This is a genomic window from Faecalibacterium sp. 7 (genome assembly GCF_049562865.1).
GTDB lineage: Bacteria > Bacillota > Clostridia > Oscillospirales > Ruminococcaceae > Faecalibacterium > Faecalibacterium wellingii.
The window spans coordinates 437,261-458,893 of sequence record NZ_CP186911.1 but is presented as its reverse complement, the minus strand read 5'-3'; the positions used below and the strand labels follow the sequence as shown (position 1 = coordinate 458,893).

Genomic DNA, 21,633 nt, shown 5'->3' with positions numbered 1-21,633 from the left:
GCAAAACGGAGGCCATGCCGATCGTTACGGCCGGAATGGCAGCGTAAAGATCTGGTTCACCACCACCTCATACTCCCACGGTTCCCGGGCCTTGCGCAGCTGCTTTTCCAGCTTTTCGGAGTCCTCAAATTTGTGGATCAGGTAGAACCAGTGCCCTTTCATCCGGCTGACGGCGCACCCGGCACTGCCGAACAGCTCGGTGTAGCCGTGGTAAAGGTCATCGAGATAGCCCCGCAGCTCTTCCCGTGCGGCGGGCGCACCGCCGCGCGCCACCCGGAACAGGGCAGGGTCCGCAATGAGGCCGCGCCCCACCATGATGCCGGACAGCTGCGGGTACTGCTCTTCCAACGTGTGCAGGTCGGCGGCAGTGGTCACGTCGCCGTTGTAGCACACCGGCATCCGGCAACCGGGCAGGGCGGCAGAAAAGGCCGCACGGTCGGCCTGTCCGCGGTACTGCTGACGCATCACGCGCGGGTGGATGGTCAGCTCACAGATGGGATACTGGTTATAAATGTCCAGAATGGCGGCGAACTCCTCCGGCTTGTCCACACCCAGCCGGGTCTTGACCGAGATGGGCCCTTCCGCATTGGCGAACACGGCAGCAAGGAAGGCGTCCAGCTTTGCAAGGTCCCGCAGCATCCCGGAACCCTTGCCCTTGGCTGTTACCGTGCCGGCTGGACAGCCGAGGTTCAGGTTCACCTCGGTGTAGCCCAGTTTGCGCAGTTCGCCGATCATCCATGCGGCCAGCTCCCCGTCCTTTGCCAGCAGCTGCGGGATTGACCGGTGCGCCGGGGTTGGCTGCGGGGGCCAGTTCGGCCATCTTCTTTTTGATGAGTACCCGGTTCTCCGGCGGGGAGAGAAACGGGGCGTAATAGCGGTCGGCGGCACCGGCGGGGCCGAACCATTTCTGGTGCGCCTGCCGCCACACCCGGTCGGTCAGGCCCTCCATGGGAGCAGCGTAGTAGTTCATGAGCAAATCTCCAAACTGTTTGATAGGACTATTGTAGCATAAATGAAATAGGGCGGCAATGGGGGAGAAGTATCTGCTTCCGGTGCAGAGCCTGCCGCCGTAAAAAAACAGGACCCCGGAACAGCAAGGTGCTTTTCAGCCCTGCGGTCCCGGGGTCCGTCTTATGAGCTTTTGCAGTGCAGAAGCTCTTTTTTGTTTTACAGCGATCAGCCGCCCAGATAGGCGCTGCGCACGCGCTCGTTGGTCAGCAGTTCGGCACCGGTGCCATCCATGACCACACGGCCCGTCTCAAGGACGTAGGCGCGGTCTGCCACGGAAAGGGCCATCTGCGCGTTCTGCTCCACCAGCAGGATGGTCATGCCTTCCTTGTGCACATTCTGGATGATGTCGAAGATCTCCTGCACCAGCAGCGGCGAAAGGCCCATGGAGGGCTCGTCCAGCATCAGCATGGAGGCGTTGCTCATCAGGGCGCGGCCCATAGCCAGCATCTGCTGTTCGCCGCCGGACATGGTGCCCGCCAGCTGCTTGCGGCGCTCCTTCAGGCGGGGGAACAGCTCAAACACCTTTTCCTTGTTGGGGGCAATGGTGGAGTTGGGCTGGGTGTAGGCACCCATATCCAGATTTTCTTCCACGGTCATGTGCAGGAACACATGGCGGCCTTCCGGCACGTGGGCAAGGCCCGCTTCCACGATCTTGTGGGCGCGCATGCCCTTGATGCTGCTGCCCTTGTAAAGGATATCGCCGGTCTTGGGCTTCAGCAGGCCGGAAATGGTCTTCAGGGTGGTGGACTTGCCGGCACCGTTGGCACCGATCAGGGTGACGATCTCGCCCTGATTCACCTCGAAGGAGATGTCCTTGACGGCGTGGATGTTGCCGTAATAAACGTTGATGTTATCGACCTTCAGTAACGTATCAGCCATTTGTCAGCCCTCCTTCTTGCCCAGATAGGCCTCAATGACCTGCGGGTTGTTGCGGATCTCATCCGGTGTGCCCTTGGCGATGATGCGGCCGAAGTTCAGTACGGCGATGCCCTCGCAGATGCCCATGACCAGACTCATGTCATGCTCGATCAGCAGCACGGCGATGTTGAACTCGTCGCGGATGCGGCGGATGGTCTCGGTCAGCTCTGCGGTCTCGGAGGGGTTCATACCGGCAGCAGGCTCGTCCAGCAGCAGCAGCTTCGGGCTGGTGGCCAGTGCGCGCATGATCTCCAGACGGCGCTGTGCGCCGTAGGGCAGGCTGCCGGCCTGAACATTGGCAAGGTCTGCCATGTGGAAGATATCCAGCAGCTCCAGTGCACGCTCGGTGCACTTCTTCTCTTCCTTCCAGTAGTTGGGCAGGCGGATCAGAGAGGAGGCCAGATTGTACTTCATGGATTCATGCAGGCCCACCTTGATGTTGTCGATGACGCTCAGTTCCTTGAACAGGCGGATATTCTGGAAGGTGCGGGCCACGCCCATGCGGTTGACCTGATAGGTCTTTTTGCCGGCGGTGGGCATGCCATCGATCAGGATGGAGCCGCGGGTGGGCTGGTAGACGTTGGTCAGCAGGTTGAACACGGTGGTCTTGCCGGCACCGTTGGGGCCGATCAGACCGGTGATCTCGTTGCGGCCGATCATCAGATTGAAGCCGTCCACGGCGGTCAGACCGCCGAAGTCGATGCCCAGCTCACGCACGTCCAGAATGGGCTTTTTGTCCTTGTCGCGGTCGGTCAGGAAGCCGCCGGAGGGCACACTGTGTAACTTGGTCTGGAACTCACTCATGGTCTGCACCCTCCTTTGCTTTCTTGCGGAACAGCTCGCCGTTCATGATCTTTTCCACGATGCGGCTCATGGAGAAGTCATAGCTGCCAAGCAGTCCGCCCGGGCGGAAGATCATCATCAGGATCAGCACCAGCGAGTAGACCACCATGCGGTAGCTCTCAAAGCTGCGGGTAGCCTCGGGCAGGATGGTCAGCACGGTCGCGGACAGGATGGAGCCCAGCATGGAGCCCATGCCGCCCAGAACCACCATGACCAGGATCTCGATGGACTTCATAAAGCCGAAAGTGGAGGGGTCCAGAACGCCCAGATAGCAGGCGTACAGACCGCCGGCCAGACCGGCGAAGGCAGCCGAAAAGGCAAAGGCCATGACCTTATAATAAGTAGTCTGGATGCCGCAGCTCTCGGCTGCGATCTCGTTGTCGCGGATGGCCAGCACGGCGCGGCCATGACGGCTCTTCATCATGGCGTGGATGGCAAAGCAGGTGATGACCACGCACAGGAACACGTTCCAGTAGTTGGAATATTTGGGAATGTTCTTCAGGCCCTTGGCACCGTAGAACAGCTTGAAGCCCAGCACATCATCGATGTTGTTCAGGGTGATGCGGATGATCTCGCCAAAGCCCAGCGTCAGGATGGCCAGATAGTCACCGGTCAGGCGCAGGGCGGGAATGCCGATCAGCACGCCGAACAGCGCAGCCACGATGCAGGCCAGAACCAGACCCACGACAAAAGCAACGCCGGAGGGCAGATTGCTGTACTTGGTGAACAAAGCGCAGGTGTAGGCACCCACGGCCATGAAACCGGCATGGCCCAGCGGCAGCTGGCCCAGATAGCCGGTGGCGATGTTCAGCGAGACGGCCAGAATGATGTTGATGCCCACGGTGAGCAGCACCTTGTTCTGGTAGGTGGACAGCACGTTCTGGGTGAGGAAGGACAGACCCACGAACAGCAGAGCCACCAGCACGGCGTTCATCAGGTAGCGCACGGGCATTTTGAGCGTTTTGCGTTTGGTATTCATCTTCATGCCCTCCTTACACCTTTTCCTGAACCTTGCGGCCAAGGAAGCCGGTGGGCTTGACCAGCAGCACAATGATCAGGATCGCAAATGTGACGGCATCCTTCCATGCGGAAAGGCCGATGGCGGAAACAAAGCACTCGCACAGGCCGATGGCAATGCCGCCGATCATGGCACCGGGAATGGAGCCGATGCCGCCCAGAACGGCTGCAACAAAGGCCTTCAGGCCCAGCATGGAGCCCATGGTGGGGGTCGCCTGCGGGTAAGAGCAGCAGTACAGCACCGAGCCGATGCCGGCCAGAGCGGAACCCACCGCAAAGGTAAAGGAAATGGTGCTGTTGACATTGATGCCCATCAGGCGGGCAGCGTCCATATCCTCAGAGACGGCGCGCATGGCCTTGCCGAGTTTGGTCTTCTGCACCAGAAAGGTCAGCACCAGCATGGACAGCACCGTGACCAGCAGGGTGATGATGGAGGTGAGGCCCAGCGGCACCGAGCCAATGCGGAAGGTCTGGTTGGTGTAGTAGGCCGGAATGACCTTTGCACCGGAACCCAGGATCAGCTCGGCGGCGTACTCCAGGAAGAAGGACACGCCGATGGCAGTGATCAGCAGGGAGATACGGGGCGCGTTGCGCAGCGGGGTGTAGGCGATCTTTTCGATCACGACACCCAGCAGCGTGCAGGTGATGATGGTGGCGCACACAGCGGTGACCGGGCCAAGGCCCAGCTGGTTCATCACGAACCAGGACATGTATGCACCAACCATGATGACATCGCCATGGGCAAAGTTCAGCAGCAGGATGATGCCATACACCATGCTGTAACCCAGTGCGATCAGTGCATAGATGCTGCCAAGGGACAGGCCGTTGATCAGCTGGCTAAAAAACACTGTCATGGACTGATACTTCCTTTCTTTGCGGCGGAGGACCCGCCTTTTGGGATACACTTTTTTACCAAAAAAGCGGAGACAGCCGAGCAAAACCTGTTCCGGCGGTCTCCGCAATGGGTCATTTATTTCTGAGTACTGCCTTTATGCCGCACACCGGTGCGCAGGATCAAAGCAGATCAGAACATTTCCTTCAGAACGGGGGTTGCACCGTCAAAGCACAGGATAGCGGTCTGCTTGACGGGGTTGTGGTGCTCATCGAAGGTGAAGGTGCCGGTGATGCCATTGATGGTGCCGCCTGCGATGGCATCGATGACGGCCTGCTTGTAGTCGTCATCGCCAGCAGCCAGACCGGCATCCTCAGCAGCCTGAATGCCGTAGACAACGGTCATGGCAGCATCGTAGCCCAGAGGAGCGAAGCCGTTGGGGTACTCCTCGCCGTACTCGGTCTTGTATGCGTTCTCAAAGTCGGGGTTGGAGCCCTTTGCGTAGTTTGCGCAGAAGTAGGCGTCCTTCAGCTGGTCGGCCGTTGCGTAGCCTTCCAGACCATCCCAGCCGTCGCCGCCCAGGAAGGGAACTGCCAGACCGACGCTCTCAGCCTGAGCCAGGATCTGACCGACTTCCTGATAGTAGTTGGGGCAGAACACCACTTCGGGAGCCTTGCCCAGAATGGTGGTCAGCTGGGTCTTGTAGTCCACATCGCCCTCGGAGTAGGTCTCCTGATCGACGATGGTGCCGCCCAGGCTCTCGAACTCGTTGACGAAGTTCTCTGCCAGACCCTCGTTGTAGTCAGCGCCCTTCTGGAAGATGACAGCGGCCTTGGTGTAGCCCAGCTTCTGGTAAGCGTAGTCAGCCATCTTGATGCCCTGGAACGGGTCGGTGAAGGTTGCGCGGAACACATTCTCGTTCACGGTGTCGGTCTCGGCATCGTAGGTGACAGCCTCGGCGGTAGCGGAAGCGGTGACCATGGGCATGTTGTAGTCTGCGCTCTCGGCAGCAAGTGCCAGAGTCGGGGTGGTGGTAACATCGCCCACCAGAGCGGTGATGCCCTGATCACACATCTTGGTGAAGCAGGTGACAGCCTGTGTTGCATCGCCCTGCTCATCCATGGTGATGATCTCCAGCTGCTTGCCGTTGATGCCGCCCTTTTCGTTGACCTGCTTCAGGTACAGGGTAGCACCGTTGATGACAGCCAGACCATAAACGGAAACATCGCCGGTCATGGGGCCCAGAACACCGACCTTGATGGTGTCGCCGGAAGCGGCAGCATCAGCACCGGTGGAAGCAGCAGTGGAAGCAGCAGTGCTGCTGGAAGAACCGCCGCAGGCGGTCAGAACGCCGGCTGCAGCAACAACGCCAGCAGCGGCCAGAAAATTACGACGAGAAATCATCTTTTTCATAGTGAATTTCCTCCTTGGGAACATTCGTGATTCAATTATAAAAACGGAAGCAAGGCCCCTTCCCTCAAAGCGACCTTGCTTCGTTATCAATATTATAGACCAGCCGCCGCAAATGCGCAATTCACAAACCGTCCATACTTTTGGCTTCCGTTTGTGGACTTTGTTGACAAAATGGCTAAAACCACACAGATGTTTTTGTGCACTATTTCAAGTTATTCATTTCATTTGTGCGTCAGGTGAATCCAATTCACAAATTGCAAAAGGGTTACAGGGCCTCCATTTCGGCGTCTGCGGCAAACACAGCCTCAGCACGCGCCCCGGCAGCTTCGCCCTCTGCTTCTGCTTTGGCCGGAGACTCTGCAAGGACCTTGCGGATGGCGGTAAAGTAGAACACCAGCGACAGACCGGTGCCGATGCACCAGCCCACAGGCCATGCCATCCAGATGCCGGTGGAGCCCAGCGCGGTGCTGCTGAGCACGATGGCAATGCCGACGCGCAGGATCAGATCGGAGAAGGTGGCGATCATAAAGCGCACCATCATGCCGCAGCCGCGCAGGATGCCGTCGGTGACCAGCTTGACCGACACCACGAAGTAGAAGGGAGACAGGATGCGCAAAAACAGCATACCGGTGTCGATGGCCGGGCCCTGCGGGTCATTCATGAACAGCAGCAGCAGGAAGCGGCCGAAGAAGAAGTACAGGAGCACGATGGGCACGCAGATGATCCACACCAGATTGCGGCCTGCACCAAAGCCCTCGTGCACACGGTCCATCTTGCCGGCACCCATGTTCTGGGAGGTGTAGTTGGAAATGCCGTTGCCCAGAGTGGTGAAGGAGGTGATGACCATATTGTTCAGCTTGACCGCTGCGGAGTAACCGGCGATGACGCTGGCACCGAAGGTATTGATGACGCTCTGCAGGATGATGTTGCCCACCGAGACGAAGCTCTGCTGCAGGATGCTGGGGATGGCGACCATGGCTACCTTGCCCAGCATGTTCCAGGAGAAGAGCACCACCTTGTGGGTGGACTTGAAGGCACCGATGCGGCGGAACACCACCACCATGGCCAGCACGCAGCTCACGCCCTGGCACAGGAAGGTGGCCCATGCCACACCGGCTACGCCCATCTTGAAACCGGCCACGAACAGGATATCCACGCCGATGTTGGACAGGGACGAGACTGCCAGAAAGTAGAAGGGTGTTTTGCTGTCGCCCAGAGCGGAGAAGATGCCGGTGGCGATGTTGTAGAAGAACATGAAGGGCAGGCCCAGCACGTAGATATCCAGATACAGCGAAGAATCTGCAAGGATCTCCTCCGGGGTGTTGATGAGCTCCAGCAGGCCGTGGCAGCCCACCAGACCGATCAGCATCAGCACCGCACACAGCACCGCAGAGCCGATCAGCGAGGTGTAGACTGAGGTCTTCATTTCATCGTAATCCTTGGCACCAAAATAGCGGGACACGATGACTGAGCAGCCGATGTTGCAGCCAAAAGCAAATGCAATGAAGATCAGGGTGATCTCATAGCTGTTGCCCACAGCAGCCAATGCGTTTTCGCCGATGAACTTGCCGGCAACAAGGCTGTCGGCAATGTTGTACAGCTGCTGGAAAATGATGCTGCCGAACATGGGCAGGCAGAACTGCCACAAAACCTGTGACGGCTTGCCTACCGTCAGATCCTTATTCATATGTAGATCCTCCTCTATCCTGTAAAAAACATGATCCGAACCAAAACAGAGTATAGAACGACCATGCCAAAAAGTAAAGAAAAATTTTGGCGTATCTGCCATATGAAATTTACATGGTCGGTACAACGCATCCCTGCTTTGCAAAAGGGGCAGACTATCCATATGCTTTTTCTCCCCTGCCCGGTGCCGCAGCTGCGTTCTGACGGCCGCGAGACCTCTGTTTTGCGTCCGGTCAAAAGTTTATGCCTGCAAACATGCGCACCGGCTCTTGCACCGGGGCACAAAGCGTGGTAGGATATTCATGGTTAGTTAGACACAACTATCCAAAACAGGCAGCCACCCGTCTGCCCGCCCGGGCAGCACCGGGAAGGAAATGATATTCAGGAGGTTTTCGAGATGAACTATCTGGAAATTGAATCTGTTGTAGGCCGCGAGATCCTGGACTCCCGCGGCAACCCCACTGTGGAAGCGGAGATCACGCTGGCCGACGGCACCGTGGCACGCGGCTGTGCACCTTCCGGCGCATCCACCGGCGAGTTCGAGGCGCTGGAGCTGCGGGACGGCGATAAGGGCCGTTATCTGGGCAAGGGCGTGACCAAAGCTGTGGAGAACATCAACACGGTCATTGCGGACGCAGTGGTGGGCATGGATGCTTCCGACATCTACGCCATCGACGCCGCCATGATCCGGGCCGACGGCACCAAGGATAAATCCAATCTGGGCGCAAACGCCATTCTGGCCGTTTCCATTGCAGCCTGCCGCGCCGCAGCCGCTTCGCTGGAAATGCCCCTGTACCGCTTCCTCGGCGGCGTAAACGGCAACCGTCTGCCCGTGCCCATGATGAACATTCTAAACGGCGGCGCACACGCCACCAACACGGTGGATACGCAGGAGTTCATGATCATGCCGGTGGGCGCACCCTCCTTCAAGGAGGCGCTGCGCTGGTGCGCTGAGGTGTTCCATGCGCTGGCTTCCATCCTGAAGGCCAGAGGTCTGGCTACCTCCGTAGGCGATGAGGGCGGCTTTGCGCCCAACCTGTCCAGCGACGAGGAGACCATTGAGACCATTCTGGCCGCCATCGAAAAGGCCGGTTACGTGCCCGGCAAGGACTTCATGCTGGCAATGGACGCTGCTTCCTCCGAGTGGAAGAGCCCCAAGGGCAAGGGCTTCTACAAGCTGCCCAAGGCCGGCACCGAGTTCACCTCCAGCGAGCTGATCGCACACTGGAAGAGTCTGGTGGAAAAGTACCCCATCATCTCCATCGAGGACGGTCTGGATGAAGAGGACTGGGAGGGCTGGCAGGAGATGACCCGCGAGCTGGGCGGCAAGGTCCAGCTGGTGGGCGACGACCTCTTTGTGACCAACACCGAGCGTCTGGCCAAGGGCATCGGGCTGGGCGCCGGCAATGCCATCCTGATCAAGCTGAACCAGATCGGTTCTGTTTCCGAGACGCTGGAGGCCATCAAGATGGCCCACAAGGCCGGTTACACCGCCATCAGCTCTCACCGTTCCGGCGAGACCGAGGACACCACCATTGCCGATCTGGCCGTTGCTCTGAACACCTGCCAGATCAAGACCGGCGCTCCCAGCCGTACCGAGCGTGTGGCGAAGTACAACCAGCTGCTGCGCATTGAAGAACAGCTGGGCGGCAGCGCGGTCTACCCCGGCATGGCAGCCTTCAACGTGAAGCGCTGAGCGGCCCATCGCGCCAACTGCTCCCATGGCACCTGTACTGCTTTTTCGGCGGTACGGGTGCTTTTTGTTTAAAGGCTGCCAATTTTTTCCTGCAATCTTCTGCGCGGCCCGGACGTATCTCTGGCAGAACGGCCCGGAAGACCGCTCCGAAGGTTTGTCCTTTGCGCGGGCGCTGGTCCGGAATCACGCAAAGGAGAAGAACTTCATGTTATCTGCTATTTTACTGCTTTCCAAGCTGCTGGGCGAAGGCAGCCTGCTCAAGCTGCTGCTGTTTCTCTTGAAATTCGCAAAATAACTAGAAAAATTCACACAAATAGGGTATTATAAGAATGGAAAGCTGTAGAGATTGCAGCGCGAAGGGAGGAAACCTTTATGAAAGTCAAAAAGTCTGTGGTGTTTGCGGCAGCATTGGCCTGCGGCATTCTGCTGGCGGTGCCGCTGGGTGCGGCGGCTGCATCCAACTATCGGATGGCCGAAAACGGCCCGGCAACCCGCGAGGAAAGTGCACGGCTGAACCGTACGTTTCTGTATCTGAACATTGAGTACAACGATCGCGCACCCCACGAGCAGCTGTCGCTGGACACGGCAGGGGACAGCGTGGTGAGCTGGCGCAGTGCAGACCCGTCCATCGTGACCGTAAGCCCGGACGGTGTAGTGACTGCCTGTGCGGAGGGCATCACCAATGTGTATGCCGATACGGCAAGTGGCACGACCCTGAGCTGTGCCGTGACGGTGACGAACAACATTGGCAGGGTGAGCCTGAGCGAGTCGCGCCTGTATCTGGAAGACATGGGCGGCAAGGCGGCTCTTACCGCCAGCGTGGCCGTGGAAAACCCGGCGGCAGTGCCCATCACATGGCGCAGCAGCAACCCGGCGGTGGCATCGGTGGATGTGAATGGCACGGTGACGGCTGTGGGCGAAGGCGAAGCCACCATTACGGCGTCCACCCCGGAAGGCCGGAACGCCACCTGCAAGGTGTACACCGGCGCTGTGGCTGCGCAGAAGCAGCAGAGCGGCGGTGCATTCCGCAATCTTTTTCAGTAAGCAATGAGAAAACGCGGCAGCGCGTTGAAAAACAGAAAAAAGGCCTCTGCGCAGGACGCGCAGGGGCCTTTTCTATGCCTGGAATTGATCCGGGATGCAGGCGCTTTGCCGCTTACTGAGCCTGACGCAGGCAGTCGTCCATAGCGGTAAAGATGGCCTGACTGGTCATAGTGGAACCGGAAACAGCATCCACGCCAGCAGTAGAACCGGTCTTGAGCAATGCAGCTGCCAGAGCTTCGGCAGCGGTGCCGCCCAATTCGGGAGTCTCGCCGGAAGCGTCGATCTCCACACCGGTCACCCGGCCGCCGGTGACCGTGACCTTGACAGTCACATCACTCAGGTAGCCCTGCGCGCTGGACGTATAGGTGCCATCGGTCAGGCTGGCGGCGTTGTCGGCGGCAGGCACGGTGCCGGTGTTCTGGATGTACAGGCTGAGCGCAACTGCCATGATAACGGTAACAACAGCCATGAGGATCACGTTCCGGGTCATTTTGTTTTTCATGAAAGGTGGATGCTCCTTTGATTACTTTGCGGGCTTGAAGCTGTCACGCAGGGTGACGACGCGGTTGTACACGCCCGGGTTCTTGCTGTCCGGGGTAAAGAAGCCGGTGCGCACGAACTGGAACTTATCGCCGGGCTTTGCGTCCTTCAGGCTTTCTTCCAGCTTGCAGCCCTTGCGTGCCACCACGCTTTCCGGGTTCAGGTAGTCCTTGTAGTCGCTGCCCTCGGGGATGGCGTTCATGTTGGCCTCGGTGAACAGCTTGTCGTACAGGCGCACCTCGGCGTCCACGGCGTGGGCAGCACTCACCCAGTGGATGGTGCCCTTGACCTTGCGGCCGTCGGCGGGATTGCCGTTGCCGGTCTCAAGGTCGGCGGTGCAGTGGATGGCCGCAATGCTGCCGTCGGCATTCTTTTCCACGCTCTCGCACTTGACGATGTATGCGCCCATCAGACGCACCTCACCGCCCACGGTCAGGCGCTTGAACTTCGGAGGCGGGACCTCGGCAAAGTCCTCGCTCTCGATCCACAGCTCGCGGGTGAAGGCCACCTTGCGGGTGGTGGTGTCATTGGCCTCGCGGTTGGGGTTGTTGGCCACATCAAAGTACTCGGTCTTGTCCTCCGGGTAGTTGTCCACGATCAGCTTTACGGGGTCCAGCACGGCAATGCGGCGCTGTGCGGTCAGGTCCAGCTCGCTGCGGATGCAGGCTTCCAGCTGGCGCATGTCGATGAGGTTGTCGGACTTGGAGATACCGGCCTCCCGCACGAAGGTGAAGATGGAGGTGGGGGTGTAGCCGCGGCGGCGCAGACCGCACAGGGTGGGCATACGGGGGTCGTCCCAGCCGTCCACGATGCCCATTTCCACCAGCTCACGCAGGTAGCGCTTGCTCATGACGGTGTTGGTCATGTTCAGGCGTGCAAACTCACGCTGCTTGGGGAAGGCAGTGCCGAAGATGTTCTCGATGACCCAGTTGTACAGCGGACGGTGGTTCTCGAACTCCAGACTGCACATGCTGTGGGTGATGCCCTCAATGGCGTCCTGAATGGGGTGTGCGAAGTCGTACATCGGGTAGATGCACCACTTGCTGCCCTGACGGTGATGCTCGGCGTACTTGATGCGGTAGATGGCCGGGTCGCGCATATTCATGTTGGGGCTGGCCAGATCGATCTTGGCACGCAGGGTCTTTTCGCCCTCCTGGAACTCACCGGCACGCATCCGGCGGAACAGATCCAGGTTCTCTTCCGGGGTGCGGTCACGCCACGGAGAAGGACGGCTGGGCTTGCCGGCGTCGGCACCGCGGTACTCGCGCATTTCGTCGCGGGTCAGGTCGTCCACGTAGGCCTTGCCCTCCATGATGAGCTTTTCGGCATACTCGTAGCATTTATCAAAGTAGTCGCTGCCGTAGAAGATGCCGCCGTTGGGGTCGGCACCCAGCCAGTGCAGATCCTCGATGATGCTGTTGACGTACTCCTCACCCTCGCGGGCGGGGTTGGTGTCGTCCAGACGCAGGTTGAACTTGCCGCCGTACTGGTTTGCAATGGACCAGTTGATGTAGATGGCCTTGGCACTGCCGATGTGCAGGTAGCCGTTGGGCTCGGGCGGGAAGCGGGTATGGATCTCGCGGATCTTGCCCTCGGCCAGATCGGCGTCGATGATGTCGGTCAGAAAGTTTTTATCTGCCATATGTTTTCCCCCTGTCAAAGGCACAAAGTGCCTACATATTCCATAATACTATATAATACACTATTCTGCCGATTTCTTCAAGAGAAAGCGATAAAAGGCTTCCCATGGAGAAAGAAATACCTATTTTCCACAACTTTTGTCCTATCCCTTGACACCGGCAGAGAAGGAGAGTATATTTTTGCATGGTGTAAGGCGGATTTTGCCGTGTTTATAATAGGAGGAACCCCATGAACAGTTTAAAAGAAGTGTTCAGCTGGAAAAATATGCTGAAGAATTTAAATTTCTTTTGTGAGCTGAACCTTGGCCTGATCCTGACTGCGGTCGGCATCGTATACTTTAAAAATCCCAACCATTTTGCATTTGGCGGCACCTCGGGCCTGTCCATTCTGCTGGCAGACCTGTTCCCCCGGATCAACGTGGGCGGCTTCATGTGGATCATCAACCTGATCCTGGTGGTGCTAGGCTTCGTCTTTCTGGGCATCAAGACCATGGGCTGGACGATCTACTCTTCCTTTGCGCTGTCCTTTTTCGTGTCGGTGTGCGAGTGGCTCTATCCCGTCAATGTTTCCATGAGCGGTGACGCCATGCTGGATCTGGTGTTCGCAGTGTTCCTGCCGGCGCTTGGTGCGGCCATCGTGTTCGACATTGGTGCCTCCACCGGTGGTACGGATATTGTGGCCCTGATCCTGGCAAAATATACCTCTATGGAGATCGGAAAGGCCCTGATGGTCAGCGATATCCTCATCGTGCTGGCGGCGGCATGGCGGTTTGGCATGGGCACCGGCCTGTACTGTATCCTCGGCCTGATCGGCAAGAGCTTTGTGGTGGATGGTGCCATCGAGAACATCCGCCTGCGCAAGGTGTGCACCATCGTGACGGCCAACCCGCAGCCCATTCTGGACTTCATCATCAAGGAATTGAACCGCTCTGCTACTGTGGAAAAGGCCTACGGTGCCTACACCCACCACGAGCTCAGCGTTCTGGTCACGGTGCTGACCCGCCGTCAGGCACTGCAGCTGCGCAACTTCCTGCGCGAGAACGATCCCCGGAGCTTTATCACCATCGTCAACTCCAGCGAGATCATCGGCAAGGGCTTCCGCTCCTTTAATTAAGGGAAGGCGCAGGATCTGCCCGTTTTTGCCCCATTGGTGCACCATGGAAATCAATTTTCCGAATAAAGGCTTCCCCCGGAAGGGACAGATTCTCCCCGCGCCGGGGAGAAATGTCACCGTAGGTGACAAAGAGGGGAGTAGCTGTCACCGCAGGTGACTGATGAGGGTGCAGGACAACAGCATCTTGCCCTAAATACCCCTCATCCGGCGCTACGCGCCACCTTCCCCCAAGGGGTGAAGGCTTTAGCTCCGGGTCAAGCTGCAAAAGTTGATTTCCTTGTTGGTGCACAATGCCGTATTGACGAACGGCTAAAAAAACGATATACTATATCCCGGCGGTGCAGCAGTGCCGCCGGATGCCGGGGTGTTGCGCAGTTGGTAGCGCGCCTGCTTTGGGAGCAGGAGGCCGCGAGTTCGAGTCTCGCCACTCCGATATGAATAAAACCCACGGTCTGACGTTGTAAAATTCGTCTTTCCGTGGGTTTTTCTTTGTCTCATCAGATCTGACGAGTTTATTTGATGCAGCTGGAGCAGGGCGTATAGCCTGCTTCCACGGCTTCCTCGTAGCTGGAGAACAGGACCTGATTCTTCTCTGCCGGCAGGTTCGGGCAGCTGGGCAGGTGGAACTTTTTGCTGTTCACATTGCCGATGTAGCTCTGCTGGGCTGTGCTGGACGCCGCCGGGTCGGTGGGATTCAGTGCGGAATCTGCCGCAAAGTGCTCGGTGCCCACGGTGTAGTTCTGGCCGTCGGAACCAATGGTGATGGTACCCTGCAGGTCGGTGCGGTAGACATCCACCCCGGCGTCCCGCAGGATGCTCAGGGTCTCCTCGTGGGGGTGGCCGTACTTGTTGTTCACACCGCAGGAGATGACTCCCATTTCCGGCAGCACCGCATTCAGGAAGAGGTAGCTGGTGGAGGTGCTGGAACCGTGGTGGCCCACCTGAAGAACATCGGCCCTGAGGTTGGCACCGCTGTTCACAAGGTCGGTCTCCGCCGTCTTTTCCATGTCGCCGGTCAGCAGGAAGCTGGTGGAGCCGTAGTCGATGCGCAGCACGAGGGAGGTATCGTTGGTGTCGCTGTACTGTGCCACTGGCCCCAGCATGGTCACGGTAGCGCCGCCCAGCGGCCACATGGTGCCCACGGCAGGCACTTCCACCTGCAGGCCCTGCTGCTGGGTGTACTTGACAAAATCCTGAAAGCACTTGGTGGAGGCATCGGTCACCGGGCTGTACACATGGTACGCCGGGAAGTAGGCCAGCGCCGCAGCCAGACCGCCCACATGATCTTCATGGGCATGGGAGCAGAACACATATTCCAGCTGCTCCACCCCCTGACTCTGCAGGTAGGACACCACCAGACTGCCGTCGTCCACATTGCCGCCGTCGTAGAGCATGAACTGTCCGTCACACTCCACCAGCACGCTCAGCGCCTGACCGACATCGATAAAATGCACCTCCAGCGGTGCATCCACCGTGTCCACCGTCGCAGCGGCAGAGGACGGGTTCGGCACCACATCGGCACTTCCGCCCGGAACGGACGGCAGCCCGCTGCAGCCTGCAAGGCTCAGTACCAGCGCGGCGGCAGTGGCCAGCGCAGCAAGGCGCTGCCACAGGCTTTTTTTATGCGGGGTCACTTTTTCTTCTTTCCAGTTTTCCACGTTGCGTTCTCTTTCTGTTGATCGTTTTTGGGCTTGTGCGCAGGTGCCGAATGGGGCGCAAAGCGTGCGCCGGGGCTGGGCGCACGGCCTGCCGGTCCAGCGCCGCGGCTCTGGCCGTGGGCAGGCTTGCCGTTATGGCCCTTCTGGTTCGGGCGCACCGTATAGGTGCCGTCATTGTGGATGGTCACATCGGCGGCTTCGGCCCGGCGGGCAGAGCGCTGCATGGCGCGGCGGCCTGCGGCGGGCACCAGCAGGGGGATCAGGTCCTCCCGGTGGGTCATCTTCAGTGCCTTGACCACCTTCTCGGCGTTGCGGGGCTCGTAGTACTGCAGCAGCGCTCGCTGCAGTGCCTTGCCCTCGGGGGTCTTTTCCACGAACACCGGCTTCAGGGTGTAGGGGTCCAGACCGGTGTAGAACATGCAGGTGCTCACGGTGCCGGGGGTGGGGTAGAAGTCCTGCACCTGCTCCGGGCGCATGTGGTTTTTGTAGAGATATTCCGCCAGATAGACCGCATCCTTGAGGGTGCTGCCCGGGTGGCTGGACATCAGGTAGGGAACAAGATACTGCTTTTTGCCCGCCTTTTTGCTCAGCTCATAGAACTTATCCTTGAACTTGTTGAAGGTCTCGATGGGCGGCTTGCCCATGTAGGCCAGCGTATTGGGCGCACAGTGCTCCGGAGCCACCTTCAGCTGGCCGGACACATGGTACTCCACCAGCTCCTTGAAGAAGGTGTCGTCCGGGTCGGCCATCAGGTAGTCGAACCGGATGCCGCTGCGGATGAACACCTTTTTCACGCCCGGCAGCTCCCGCACCCGGCGCAGGATCTTCAGGTAGTCGCTGTGGTCCACGATCATGTGGGAGCAGGTGGTGGGGGCAAGACAGTGCTTGCCGCCGGTGCACATGCCCCGCAGCATCTGCTCCCGGCAGGAGGGAAAGCGGAAGTTTGCGGTGGGGCCGCCCACATCGTGGATGTAGCCCTTGAAATCCGGCTCGTGGGTCATGCGCTCGGCTTCCGCCACGATGCTGTCCGCGCTGCGGCTGGTGACACGGCGGCCCTGATGCAGCTGGATGGCGCAGAAGTTGCAGCCGCCGAAGCAGCCGCGGTTCTGGATGATGGAGAACTGCACCTCCCGGATGGCGGGCACACCGCCCATGCTCTCGTAGATGGGGTGATACCGGCGGGTGTAGGGCAGGGCATAGACCTTGTCCAGTTCCCCGCGCACCAGCGGCTTTGCGGGGATGTTCTGCACCAGATACTTCTCGCTCTGCTTCTGCACGATGATCTGGCCGCTGACCACGTCCTGATTGTCCATCTGGATGCGGCAGGCCTTGGCATACGCCGTCTTATCCGACGCCACCTTTTTAAAGCCTGCGCACTCCACGTAGCGTTCGGGCAGATGGTCGAAGTCGGTCATGTAACAGGTGCCGTCCACGTCCGTGATGCTCTCCACCGGCTCCCCGGCGGCAAGGCGGCGGGCGATCTCCACGGTCTGGTGCTCGCCCATGCCAAAGCTGATGATGTCCGCGCCGGAATCCTCGGCAATGCTGGGCAGCACGGTGTCCAGCCAGTAATCGTAGTGGGCAAAGCGGCGCAGGGACGCCTCCAGACCGCCCAGGATCACCGGCAGGTCGGGATAGGCCTGCTTGGCAAGGCGGGTGTACACGGTGGCGCTGCGGTCCGGGCGTGCGCCGCCCTTGCCGCCGGGGGAGTATTCGTCCTCGGCGCGGGGATCTTTGCCACGGAATAGTGGCTGACCATGCTGTCCACGTTGCCGCCGCCGATGAAAAAGCCATACTTGGGCTTGCCGAACCGCTTGAAGTCCTCGCAGTCGGTGTAGCGGGGCTGGGCCAGCACGCCGATCTTATAGCCCTCGGCTTCCAGCAGACGGCTGATGATGGCGGTGCCAAAGCTGGGGTGGTCCACATAGGCGTCGCCGCCCACCACCACAAAGTCCAGCTGCTCCCACCCGCGGGCCTCCATATCGGCCCGGCTGATGGGAAGAAATTCGGTGTAGATCTTAGGGGAAGAGTTGTCCATAATGCTCCTTTTATTGTTAAACCCTCTCAGGCAACGCCTTGCGGCGTTGCCAGATTCCCCCTTTTGTCACTGCGCGACATCTTCCCCCGGAGCGGGGGAAGTCTTTCCTCAAAGGGGGAGCTTTTTGCATCTTTTCATCCGGTTTTTCTTTGAAGGCAGACGATATCTTACCCACTCATAAAGCTCGCCCTTCGGGAGAGCTGGCGCGTCAGCGCCTGAGAGGGTCATTCCTCCGGCTGGTTCATCTGCTGTTCGATCCACTGCTGGCGGCTGATGAGCACTGCGCGGGGCTTGGCACCCTCGTAGGGGCCAATGACGCCTTTCTGCTCCATTTCGTCCATGATGCGGGCCGCGCGGGCGTAGCCCAGCTTACAGCGGCGCTGCAAAAGGCTGGTGGAGGCCTGACCGGCATCGATGACCACCTCCACGGCCTGCTTGAACATGGGGTCGCTGTCCGGCTCTTCGTCCGCATCTGCGCCGCTGCTGCCCTTTTTGCCGTCCTGAATGGCGTGCTTTTCCATGGCCTCGATCATGGCTTCGTCGTACTGCACGGTGCCGCTCTGCTTGATGAAGTCCAGCACACGGCTGATCTCCTCATCCCGCACAAAGGTGCCCTGAATACGGGTAGGCTTGGGTGCACCCACCGGCATGAACAGCATATCGCCCATGCCCAGCAGCTTTTCGGCGCCGGAGCCGTCCAGAATGGTGCGGCTGTCCACCTGACTGGACACCGCAAATGCGATGCGGCTGGGGATGTTGGCCTTGATCAGGCCGGTGATGACGTCCACGCTGGGGCGCTGGGTGGCCACGATCAGGTGCATGCCGGCCGCGCGGGCCTTCTGGGCGATGCGGCAGATGGAGTCCTCCACATCCTTGCCCACCACCATCATCAAATCGGCCAGCTCGTCGATGATAATGGCGATGTAGGGCATCTTTTCCAGCTCCGGCCGTTCTGCGGCCAGCTTGTTGAAGGACTTGATGTCGCGCACATTGTTCTCCGCGAACAGGCGGTAGCGGCGCTCCATCTCCTGCACGGCGCTGCCCAGCGCACCGGCGGCCTTTTTCGGCTCGGTGACCACCGGCATCAGCAGATGGGGAATGCCGTTGTACTCGGCCAGCTCCACCACCTTGGGGTCAATCAGCAGCAGCTTCACGTCCTCCGGGCTGGAGCGGAACAGCAGGCTCATGATGATGCTGTTCACGCACACCGATTTGCCGCTGCCGGTGCTGCCTGCGATCAGCAGATGGGGCATCTTGCACAGGTCGGCTACCTGCGCCACACCGGCAATGTCCTTGCCCAGCGCGATGCCCAACGGTGAGGTCATGCGCAAAAAGCTCTGGCTCTCGAACACGCTGCGGATATACACAGGGGTCTTTTTGTGGTTGGGCACCTCGATGCCGACGGCGGGCTTGCCGGGAATGGGCGCTTCCATGCGCACGTCCGCCACCGCAAGGTTCAGTGCGATATCGTCCGCCAGCGAGGTGATGCGGCTGATCTTGACGCCCGCCATGGGCTGCACCTCGTACCGGGTGACGGAGGGGCCCCGGGAGATGTCCAGCACACGGGTGCGCACGCCAAAGCTTTCCAGCGTGTCCACCAGCTTCTGGGCATTGGCCTTGAGCTCTTCCTGCGCACCGGGGTCGGTCTCGTCCTGCGATTTTTCAAACAGCTCGATGGGCGGGTACTGGTACTGATAGGTATCCACCGGTTCGGTCTCGTCCACAGGGGCCGCTGCCGCGGCCTGCTCGGAGGCGGCGGGCTTTTCCATTGCCGCTGCTACCAGCGTGCTGATGTCCTTTTCCTCCACCGGTTCAGCGGTAATGCTGATCCAGCCGTCCTCATCCGGTGCGCTGCGCATGGCCGCCGCGTTTTCTGCACTGACACGGGCGGGTGCCGTCGGCACAGCGGGCTGGATGGGTGCCGCAGGCATTTCCGGCGTGATGGCCGCTGCCGGAGCTTCCGGCGGGACGGTGGGCATCACCGGCGTATCAAAGCTTTCTGCCGCAGGCTGTACCGGCTGTGCGGACTTTGCAAAGAAGTCGGACGCATCCGTTTCCACCGCATCTGCCACGATGGGCTGCGGGGCAGGTCCGGGGGCCGGGCGCAGCGGGTTCTGCCCAAAGGTGCCGCCCGGGCCCACGATGAGCGGCTCGATGGGCTCGCTGCCGCCCTCCTTTACCTCAGTGTGGTCGGGGCCAAGGTCTACGTCAAAGGAAGCCCGGGGCCGGGATACCCGTACCTGCACCGGCGTGATGGCCGGGGCGGCAGGCTCCGGCTGGGCAAGCGGCTGGCCGGAAGTGTCTGCGGGCGGCTCCGGCTGCGGGGCTGCCTCCGGCTCCTCCGCTTCCATCTCTTCAGTCACCTTGTGGCCCCAATGCCGGATGCCGTTCAGCCAGTCCGGCACACCGATATGGAATGCAGGGCCGGCCGGTTCGTCCTCCGGCTCCTCTTCTTCATATTCGTCTTCGGCTTCCTCCTCGGCCTCCTCGGCCTCTGCCGCACGGGCAGCCGCACGTTCCGCACGGCGCTCCGCGCTCTGCCGGGCAAGGGCTGCGCCCTTTGCGTGCACCCCGCCGAATGCGGCGCACAGCCACTGCCAGACCTCTGCCGGGGTCAGGTCAAAAATGTACAGACTGACGCAGAGCGCCAGCACCGCCATGATCAGGTTTGCCGCCGGTCTGCCGCAGAGCAGCAGCAGATTGCCGCCCAGCAGTGCGCCCAGTGCGCCGCCGCCCAGCCATGCATTCACGCCATTGGCATAGCAGGCAGCGGTCATCTGGAATGCAGACATGCCCTGCGGCTGGATATCCGAAAAAACGATCACGGTCCCGCAGGCAAACACCAGCCCCAAAATCAGCTTGAAGATCGGGGGCAGAAGGTCTTCGCCCCGGGTATACTGCACAGCAAGGCAGCACACTGCCGCGCCCAGCACAAAGCTGCCGCAGCCAAAAAGTCCGAACAGCACATCGTGCAGGGCCTTCCATGCCGAATCTCCCTCCACAAAGGCCAGCACCACCAGCAAAAGGCCTGCGAACAGGGTGCCAAGCCCTGCCGGGAGCCGCTGTTCGGCGCGCTTTTTGCGCGATGATGCACGCCGTGTTGTCGTTTTACGTTTTCTTGTCGCCATTCTTCTCTGTTCCCCACATTTGTAGTAGACACACTATTTGATTTTATTATTGTACCACGCAGGGAAGAAAATGGCAAACCTATTGTTGTACAAATTTCTTCAGCCCGTCAGGCCAGCAGATAGCTTTCTCCGCGAACAGCGACGGGTTGCGGCACCCAGCATCCGCTTCGCTATCGCTTGCGTCTTGCTGGCCGCTGCCCCAACAGCTTCTCCCTGTTTTCTGCCGCGGGCAGCGGTCGTCGCTGTTGCAAGACTCCAGTCCCGCCCTACTGCCTGCGGCAGCAGGGTCCCACCCCCAGGACATTCGCTGGAGAAACTATCTGCCGTCCTGTCTTCTTACTCTTTTTCGATTTCTTTATACAGCCACGCCAGCGCATCCGAAAGCCCGCCCAGCTCGTCGATGAGCTTTTCCTTCACGGCCCGGCGTCCGTCCAGCACGGTGCCCATGTCCATCACCAGCTCGCCGGTGTGGAGCATCAGGTCGGTGTAGCGCTTTTCGGTCATGCCGCTGTGGGCCGCCACAAAGCCGGTGATGCGCTGCTGCATCTGCTCAAAGCTGCGCATGGTCTGCGGCACCCCCAGAATGACGCCGGAATGCCGCACCGGGTGCACGGTCATGGTGGCTGTGGGCACGATGAAGCTGCGCCGGGCGCTGACGGCAAGCGGGATGCCGATGGAGTGTCCGCCGCCCAGCACCAGCGTTGCGCTGGGCTTGGATACGCTGGCGATCAGCTCCGCCAGCGCAAGGCCCGCTTCCACATCCCCGCCCACCGTGTTCAGCAGCACCAGCAGACCTTCGATGCGAGGATCTTCCTGCGCGGCCACCAGCTGCGGGATGACATGCTCGTACTTCGTGGTCTTCTGGCCCTGCGGTGCTTCCGAATGGCCTTCGATCTGGCCGATGACGGTCAGGCAGTGGATGACATGCCCGCCGCGGGCCAGTGTGACCGTGCCCAGATCCTCGATCTCCTCTTTTTCCAGCCGACCTGCGTCGGTCTGCTGCGTTTCATCGTTCATATGCTTTCCTCCTGCGTTTTTTGTCAGCATTCCCCGGC

The 21,633-nt window shown here is 59.9% G+C and carries 15 protein-coding genes, 1 tRNA gene and 1 pseudogene; 4 read left to right on the top strand and 13 right to left on the bottom strand.

The window, feature by feature from the left end:
• Nucleotides 1-24 precede the first annotated feature (24 nt).
• The 7 genes from ACKXF7_RS02390 to ACKXF7_RS02360 all read right to left on the bottom strand — a co-directional run bounded on the left by ACKXF7_RS02390 (nt 25) and on the right by ACKXF7_RS02360 (nt 7,721).
• The gene (locus tag ACKXF7_RS02390; RefSeq protein WP_423742028.1) at nt 25-888 is read right to left on the bottom strand and encodes a tRNA dihydrouridine synthase; all 864 of its coding nucleotides are present in this window, start codon (nt 886-888) and stop codon (nt 25-27) included.
• Nucleotides 889-1,176: 288 nt separating this feature from the next.
• Complete coding sequence (locus ACKXF7_RS02385) at nt 1,177-1,890, bottom strand: ABC transporter ATP-binding protein (protein ID WP_249237967.1); 714 nt, start codon at nt 1,888-1,890, stop codon at nt 1,177-1,179.
• Nucleotides 1,891-1,893: 3 nt separating this feature from the next.
• A complete protein-coding gene (locus ACKXF7_RS02380; RefSeq protein WP_097777223.1) occupies nt 1,894-2,733 on the bottom strand; it encodes an ABC transporter ATP-binding protein in 840 nt (279 codons plus the stop codon).
• On the bottom strand, nt 2,726-3,751 hold the full coding sequence (locus ACKXF7_RS02375; RefSeq protein WP_249237968.1) for a branched-chain amino acid ABC transporter permease: 1,026 nt from the start codon (nt 3,749-3,751) through the stop codon (nt 2,726-2,728). Before ACKXF7_RS02375 ends, ACKXF7_RS02380 begins: the two co-directional genes overlap by 8 nt.
• Nucleotides 3,752-3,764: 13 nt before the next feature.
• The gene (locus tag ACKXF7_RS02370; RefSeq protein ID WP_423742027.1) at nt 3,765-4,643 is read right to left on the bottom strand and encodes a branched-chain amino acid ABC transporter permease; all 879 of its coding nucleotides are present in this window, start codon (nt 4,641-4,643) and stop codon (nt 3,765-3,767) included.
• A 170-nt stretch (nt 4,644-4,813) separates the two neighbouring features.
• Nucleotides 4,814-6,034 (bottom strand): ABC transporter substrate-binding protein, encoded by a 1,221-nt coding sequence (locus ACKXF7_RS02365; RefSeq protein WP_423742026.1) that lies wholly within the window; start codon nt 6,032-6,034, stop codon nt 4,814-4,816.
• 265 nt (nt 6,035-6,299) lie between these two features.
• Nucleotides 6,300-7,721: an MATE family efflux transporter gene (locus ACKXF7_RS02360; protein WP_423742025.1), complete on the bottom strand. Its 1,422-nt coding sequence runs from the start codon at nt 7,719-7,721 to the stop codon at nt 6,300-6,302.
• 396 nt (nt 7,722-8,117) lie between these two features.
• Between ACKXF7_RS02360 and eno the strand changes: the two genes are divergently transcribed.
• Together eno and ACKXF7_RS02350 are read left to right on the top strand one after the other, a co-directional pair.
• Nucleotides 8,118-9,416: a phosphopyruvate hydratase gene (eno, locus tag ACKXF7_RS02355; protein ID WP_348584516.1), complete on the top strand. Its 1,299-nt coding sequence runs from the start codon at nt 8,118-8,120 to the stop codon at nt 9,414-9,416.
• Between the two features lie 372 nt (nt 9,417-9,788).
• Nucleotides 9,789-10,460 (top strand): Ig-like domain-containing protein, encoded by a 672-nt coding sequence (locus tag ACKXF7_RS02350; protein WP_423742024.1) that lies wholly within the window; start codon nt 9,789-9,791, stop codon nt 10,458-10,460.
• Between the two features lie 112 nt (nt 10,461-10,572).
• Here the strand turns inward: ACKXF7_RS02350 and ACKXF7_RS02345 are convergent, their stop codons facing one another.
• Both ACKXF7_RS02345 and ACKXF7_RS02340 read right to left on the bottom strand, forming a co-directional pair.
• The gene (locus ACKXF7_RS02345) at nt 10,573-10,962 is read right to left on the bottom strand and encodes an FMN-binding protein (protein ID WP_348584519.1); all 390 of its coding nucleotides are present in this window, start codon (nt 10,960-10,962) and stop codon (nt 10,573-10,575) included.
• A gap of 21 nt (nt 10,963-10,983) precedes the next feature.
• On the bottom strand, nt 10,984-12,642 hold the full coding sequence (locus tag ACKXF7_RS02340; protein WP_423742023.1) for a glutamine--tRNA ligase/YqeY domain fusion protein: 1,659 nt from the start codon (nt 12,640-12,642) through the stop codon (nt 10,984-10,986).
• Nucleotides 12,643-12,869: 227 nt separating this feature from the next.
• Between ACKXF7_RS02340 and ACKXF7_RS02335 the strand changes: the two genes are divergently transcribed.
• Together ACKXF7_RS02335 and ACKXF7_RS02330 are read left to right on the top strand one after the other, a co-directional pair.
• Nucleotides 12,870-13,754: a YitT family protein gene (locus ACKXF7_RS02335; protein ID WP_339395456.1), complete on the top strand. Its 885-nt coding sequence runs from the start codon at nt 12,870-12,872 to the stop codon at nt 13,752-13,754.
• Between the two features lie 360 nt (nt 13,755-14,114).
• Nucleotides 14,115-14,187, top strand: a tRNA-Pro gene (locus tag ACKXF7_RS02330).
• Between the two features lie 79 nt (nt 14,188-14,266).
• On the opposite strand, the gene ACKXF7_RS02325 is transcribed toward ACKXF7_RS02330, so the two are convergent.
• From ACKXF7_RS02325 to ACKXF7_RS02310, 4 genes and pseudogenes are all read right to left on the bottom strand, one after another.
• The gene (locus tag ACKXF7_RS02325) at nt 14,267-15,412 is read right to left on the bottom strand and encodes a ComEC/Rec2 family competence protein (RefSeq protein ID WP_423742022.1); all 1,146 of its coding nucleotides are present in this window, start codon (nt 15,410-15,412) and stop codon (nt 14,267-14,269) included.
• Nucleotides 15,385-17,450: pseudogene (locus ACKXF7_RS02320) on the bottom strand (YgiQ family radical SAM protein). The gene ACKXF7_RS02325 and the pseudogene ACKXF7_RS02320 overlap by 28 nt, the downstream one beginning before the upstream one ends.
• 224 nt (nt 17,451-17,674) lie before the next feature.
• On the bottom strand, nt 17,675-20,578 hold the full coding sequence (locus ACKXF7_RS02315; RefSeq protein ID WP_423742021.1) for a DNA translocase FtsK: 2,904 nt from the start codon (nt 20,576-20,578) through the stop codon (nt 17,675-17,677).
• A 336-nt stretch (nt 20,579-20,914) separates the two neighbouring features.
• On the bottom strand, nt 20,915-21,595 hold the full coding sequence (locus ACKXF7_RS02310) for a ClpP family protease (protein ID WP_249237980.1): 681 nt from the start codon (nt 21,593-21,595) through the stop codon (nt 20,915-20,917).
• Between the last annotated feature and the right edge of the window lie 38 nt (nt 21,596-21,633).

What these genes read in the sequence shown, in the direction of transcription:
- ACKXF7_RS02385 (WP_249237967.1), bottom strand. Translation starts at nt 1,890, where the DNA reads ATGGCTGATACGTTACTGAAGGTCGATAACATCAACGTTTATTACGGC.
- ACKXF7_RS02380 (WP_097777223.1), bottom strand. Translation starts at nt 2,733, where the DNA reads ATGAGTGAGTTCCAGACCAAGTTACACAGTGTGCCCTCCGGCGGCTTC.
- ACKXF7_RS02375 (WP_249237968.1), bottom strand. Translation starts at nt 3,751, where the DNA reads ATGAATACCAAACGCAAAACGCTCAAAATGCCCGTGCGCTACCTGATG.
- ACKXF7_RS02370 (WP_423742027.1), bottom strand. Translation starts at nt 4,643, where the DNA reads ATGACAGTGTTTTTTAGCCAGCTGATCAACGGCCTGTCCCTTGGCAGC.
- ACKXF7_RS02365 (WP_423742026.1), bottom strand. Translation starts at nt 6,034, where the DNA reads ATGAAAAAGATGATTTCTCGTCGTAATTTTCTGGCCGCTGCTGGCGTT.
- ACKXF7_RS02360 (WP_423742025.1), bottom strand. Translation starts at nt 7,721, where the DNA reads ATGAATAAGGATCTGACGGTAGGCAAGCCGTCACAGGTTTTGTGGCAG.
- eno (WP_348584516.1), top strand. Translation starts at nt 8,118, where the DNA reads ATGAACTATCTGGAAATTGAATCTGTTGTAGGCCGCGAGATCCTGGAC.
- ACKXF7_RS02350 (WP_423742024.1), top strand. Translation starts at nt 9,789, where the DNA reads ATGAAAGTCAAAAAGTCTGTGGTGTTTGCGGCAGCATTGGCCTGCGGC.
- ACKXF7_RS02345 (WP_348584519.1), bottom strand. Translation starts at nt 10,962, where the DNA reads ATGAAAAACAAAATGACCCGGAACGTGATCCTCATGGCTGTTGTTACC.
- ACKXF7_RS02340 (WP_423742023.1), bottom strand. Translation starts at nt 12,642, where the DNA reads ATGGCAGATAAAAACTTTCTGACCGACATCATCGACGCCGATCTGGCC.
- ACKXF7_RS02335 (WP_339395456.1), top strand. Translation starts at nt 12,870, where the DNA reads ATGAACAGTTTAAAAGAAGTGTTCAGCTGGAAAAATATGCTGAAGAAT.
- ACKXF7_RS02315 (WP_423742021.1), bottom strand. Translation starts at nt 20,578, where the DNA reads ATGGCGACAAGAAAACGTAAAACGACAACACGGCGTGCATCATCGCGC.
- ACKXF7_RS02310 (WP_249237980.1), bottom strand. Translation starts at nt 21,595, where the DNA reads ATGAACGATGAAACGCAGCAGACCGACGCAGGTCGGCTGGAAAAAGAG.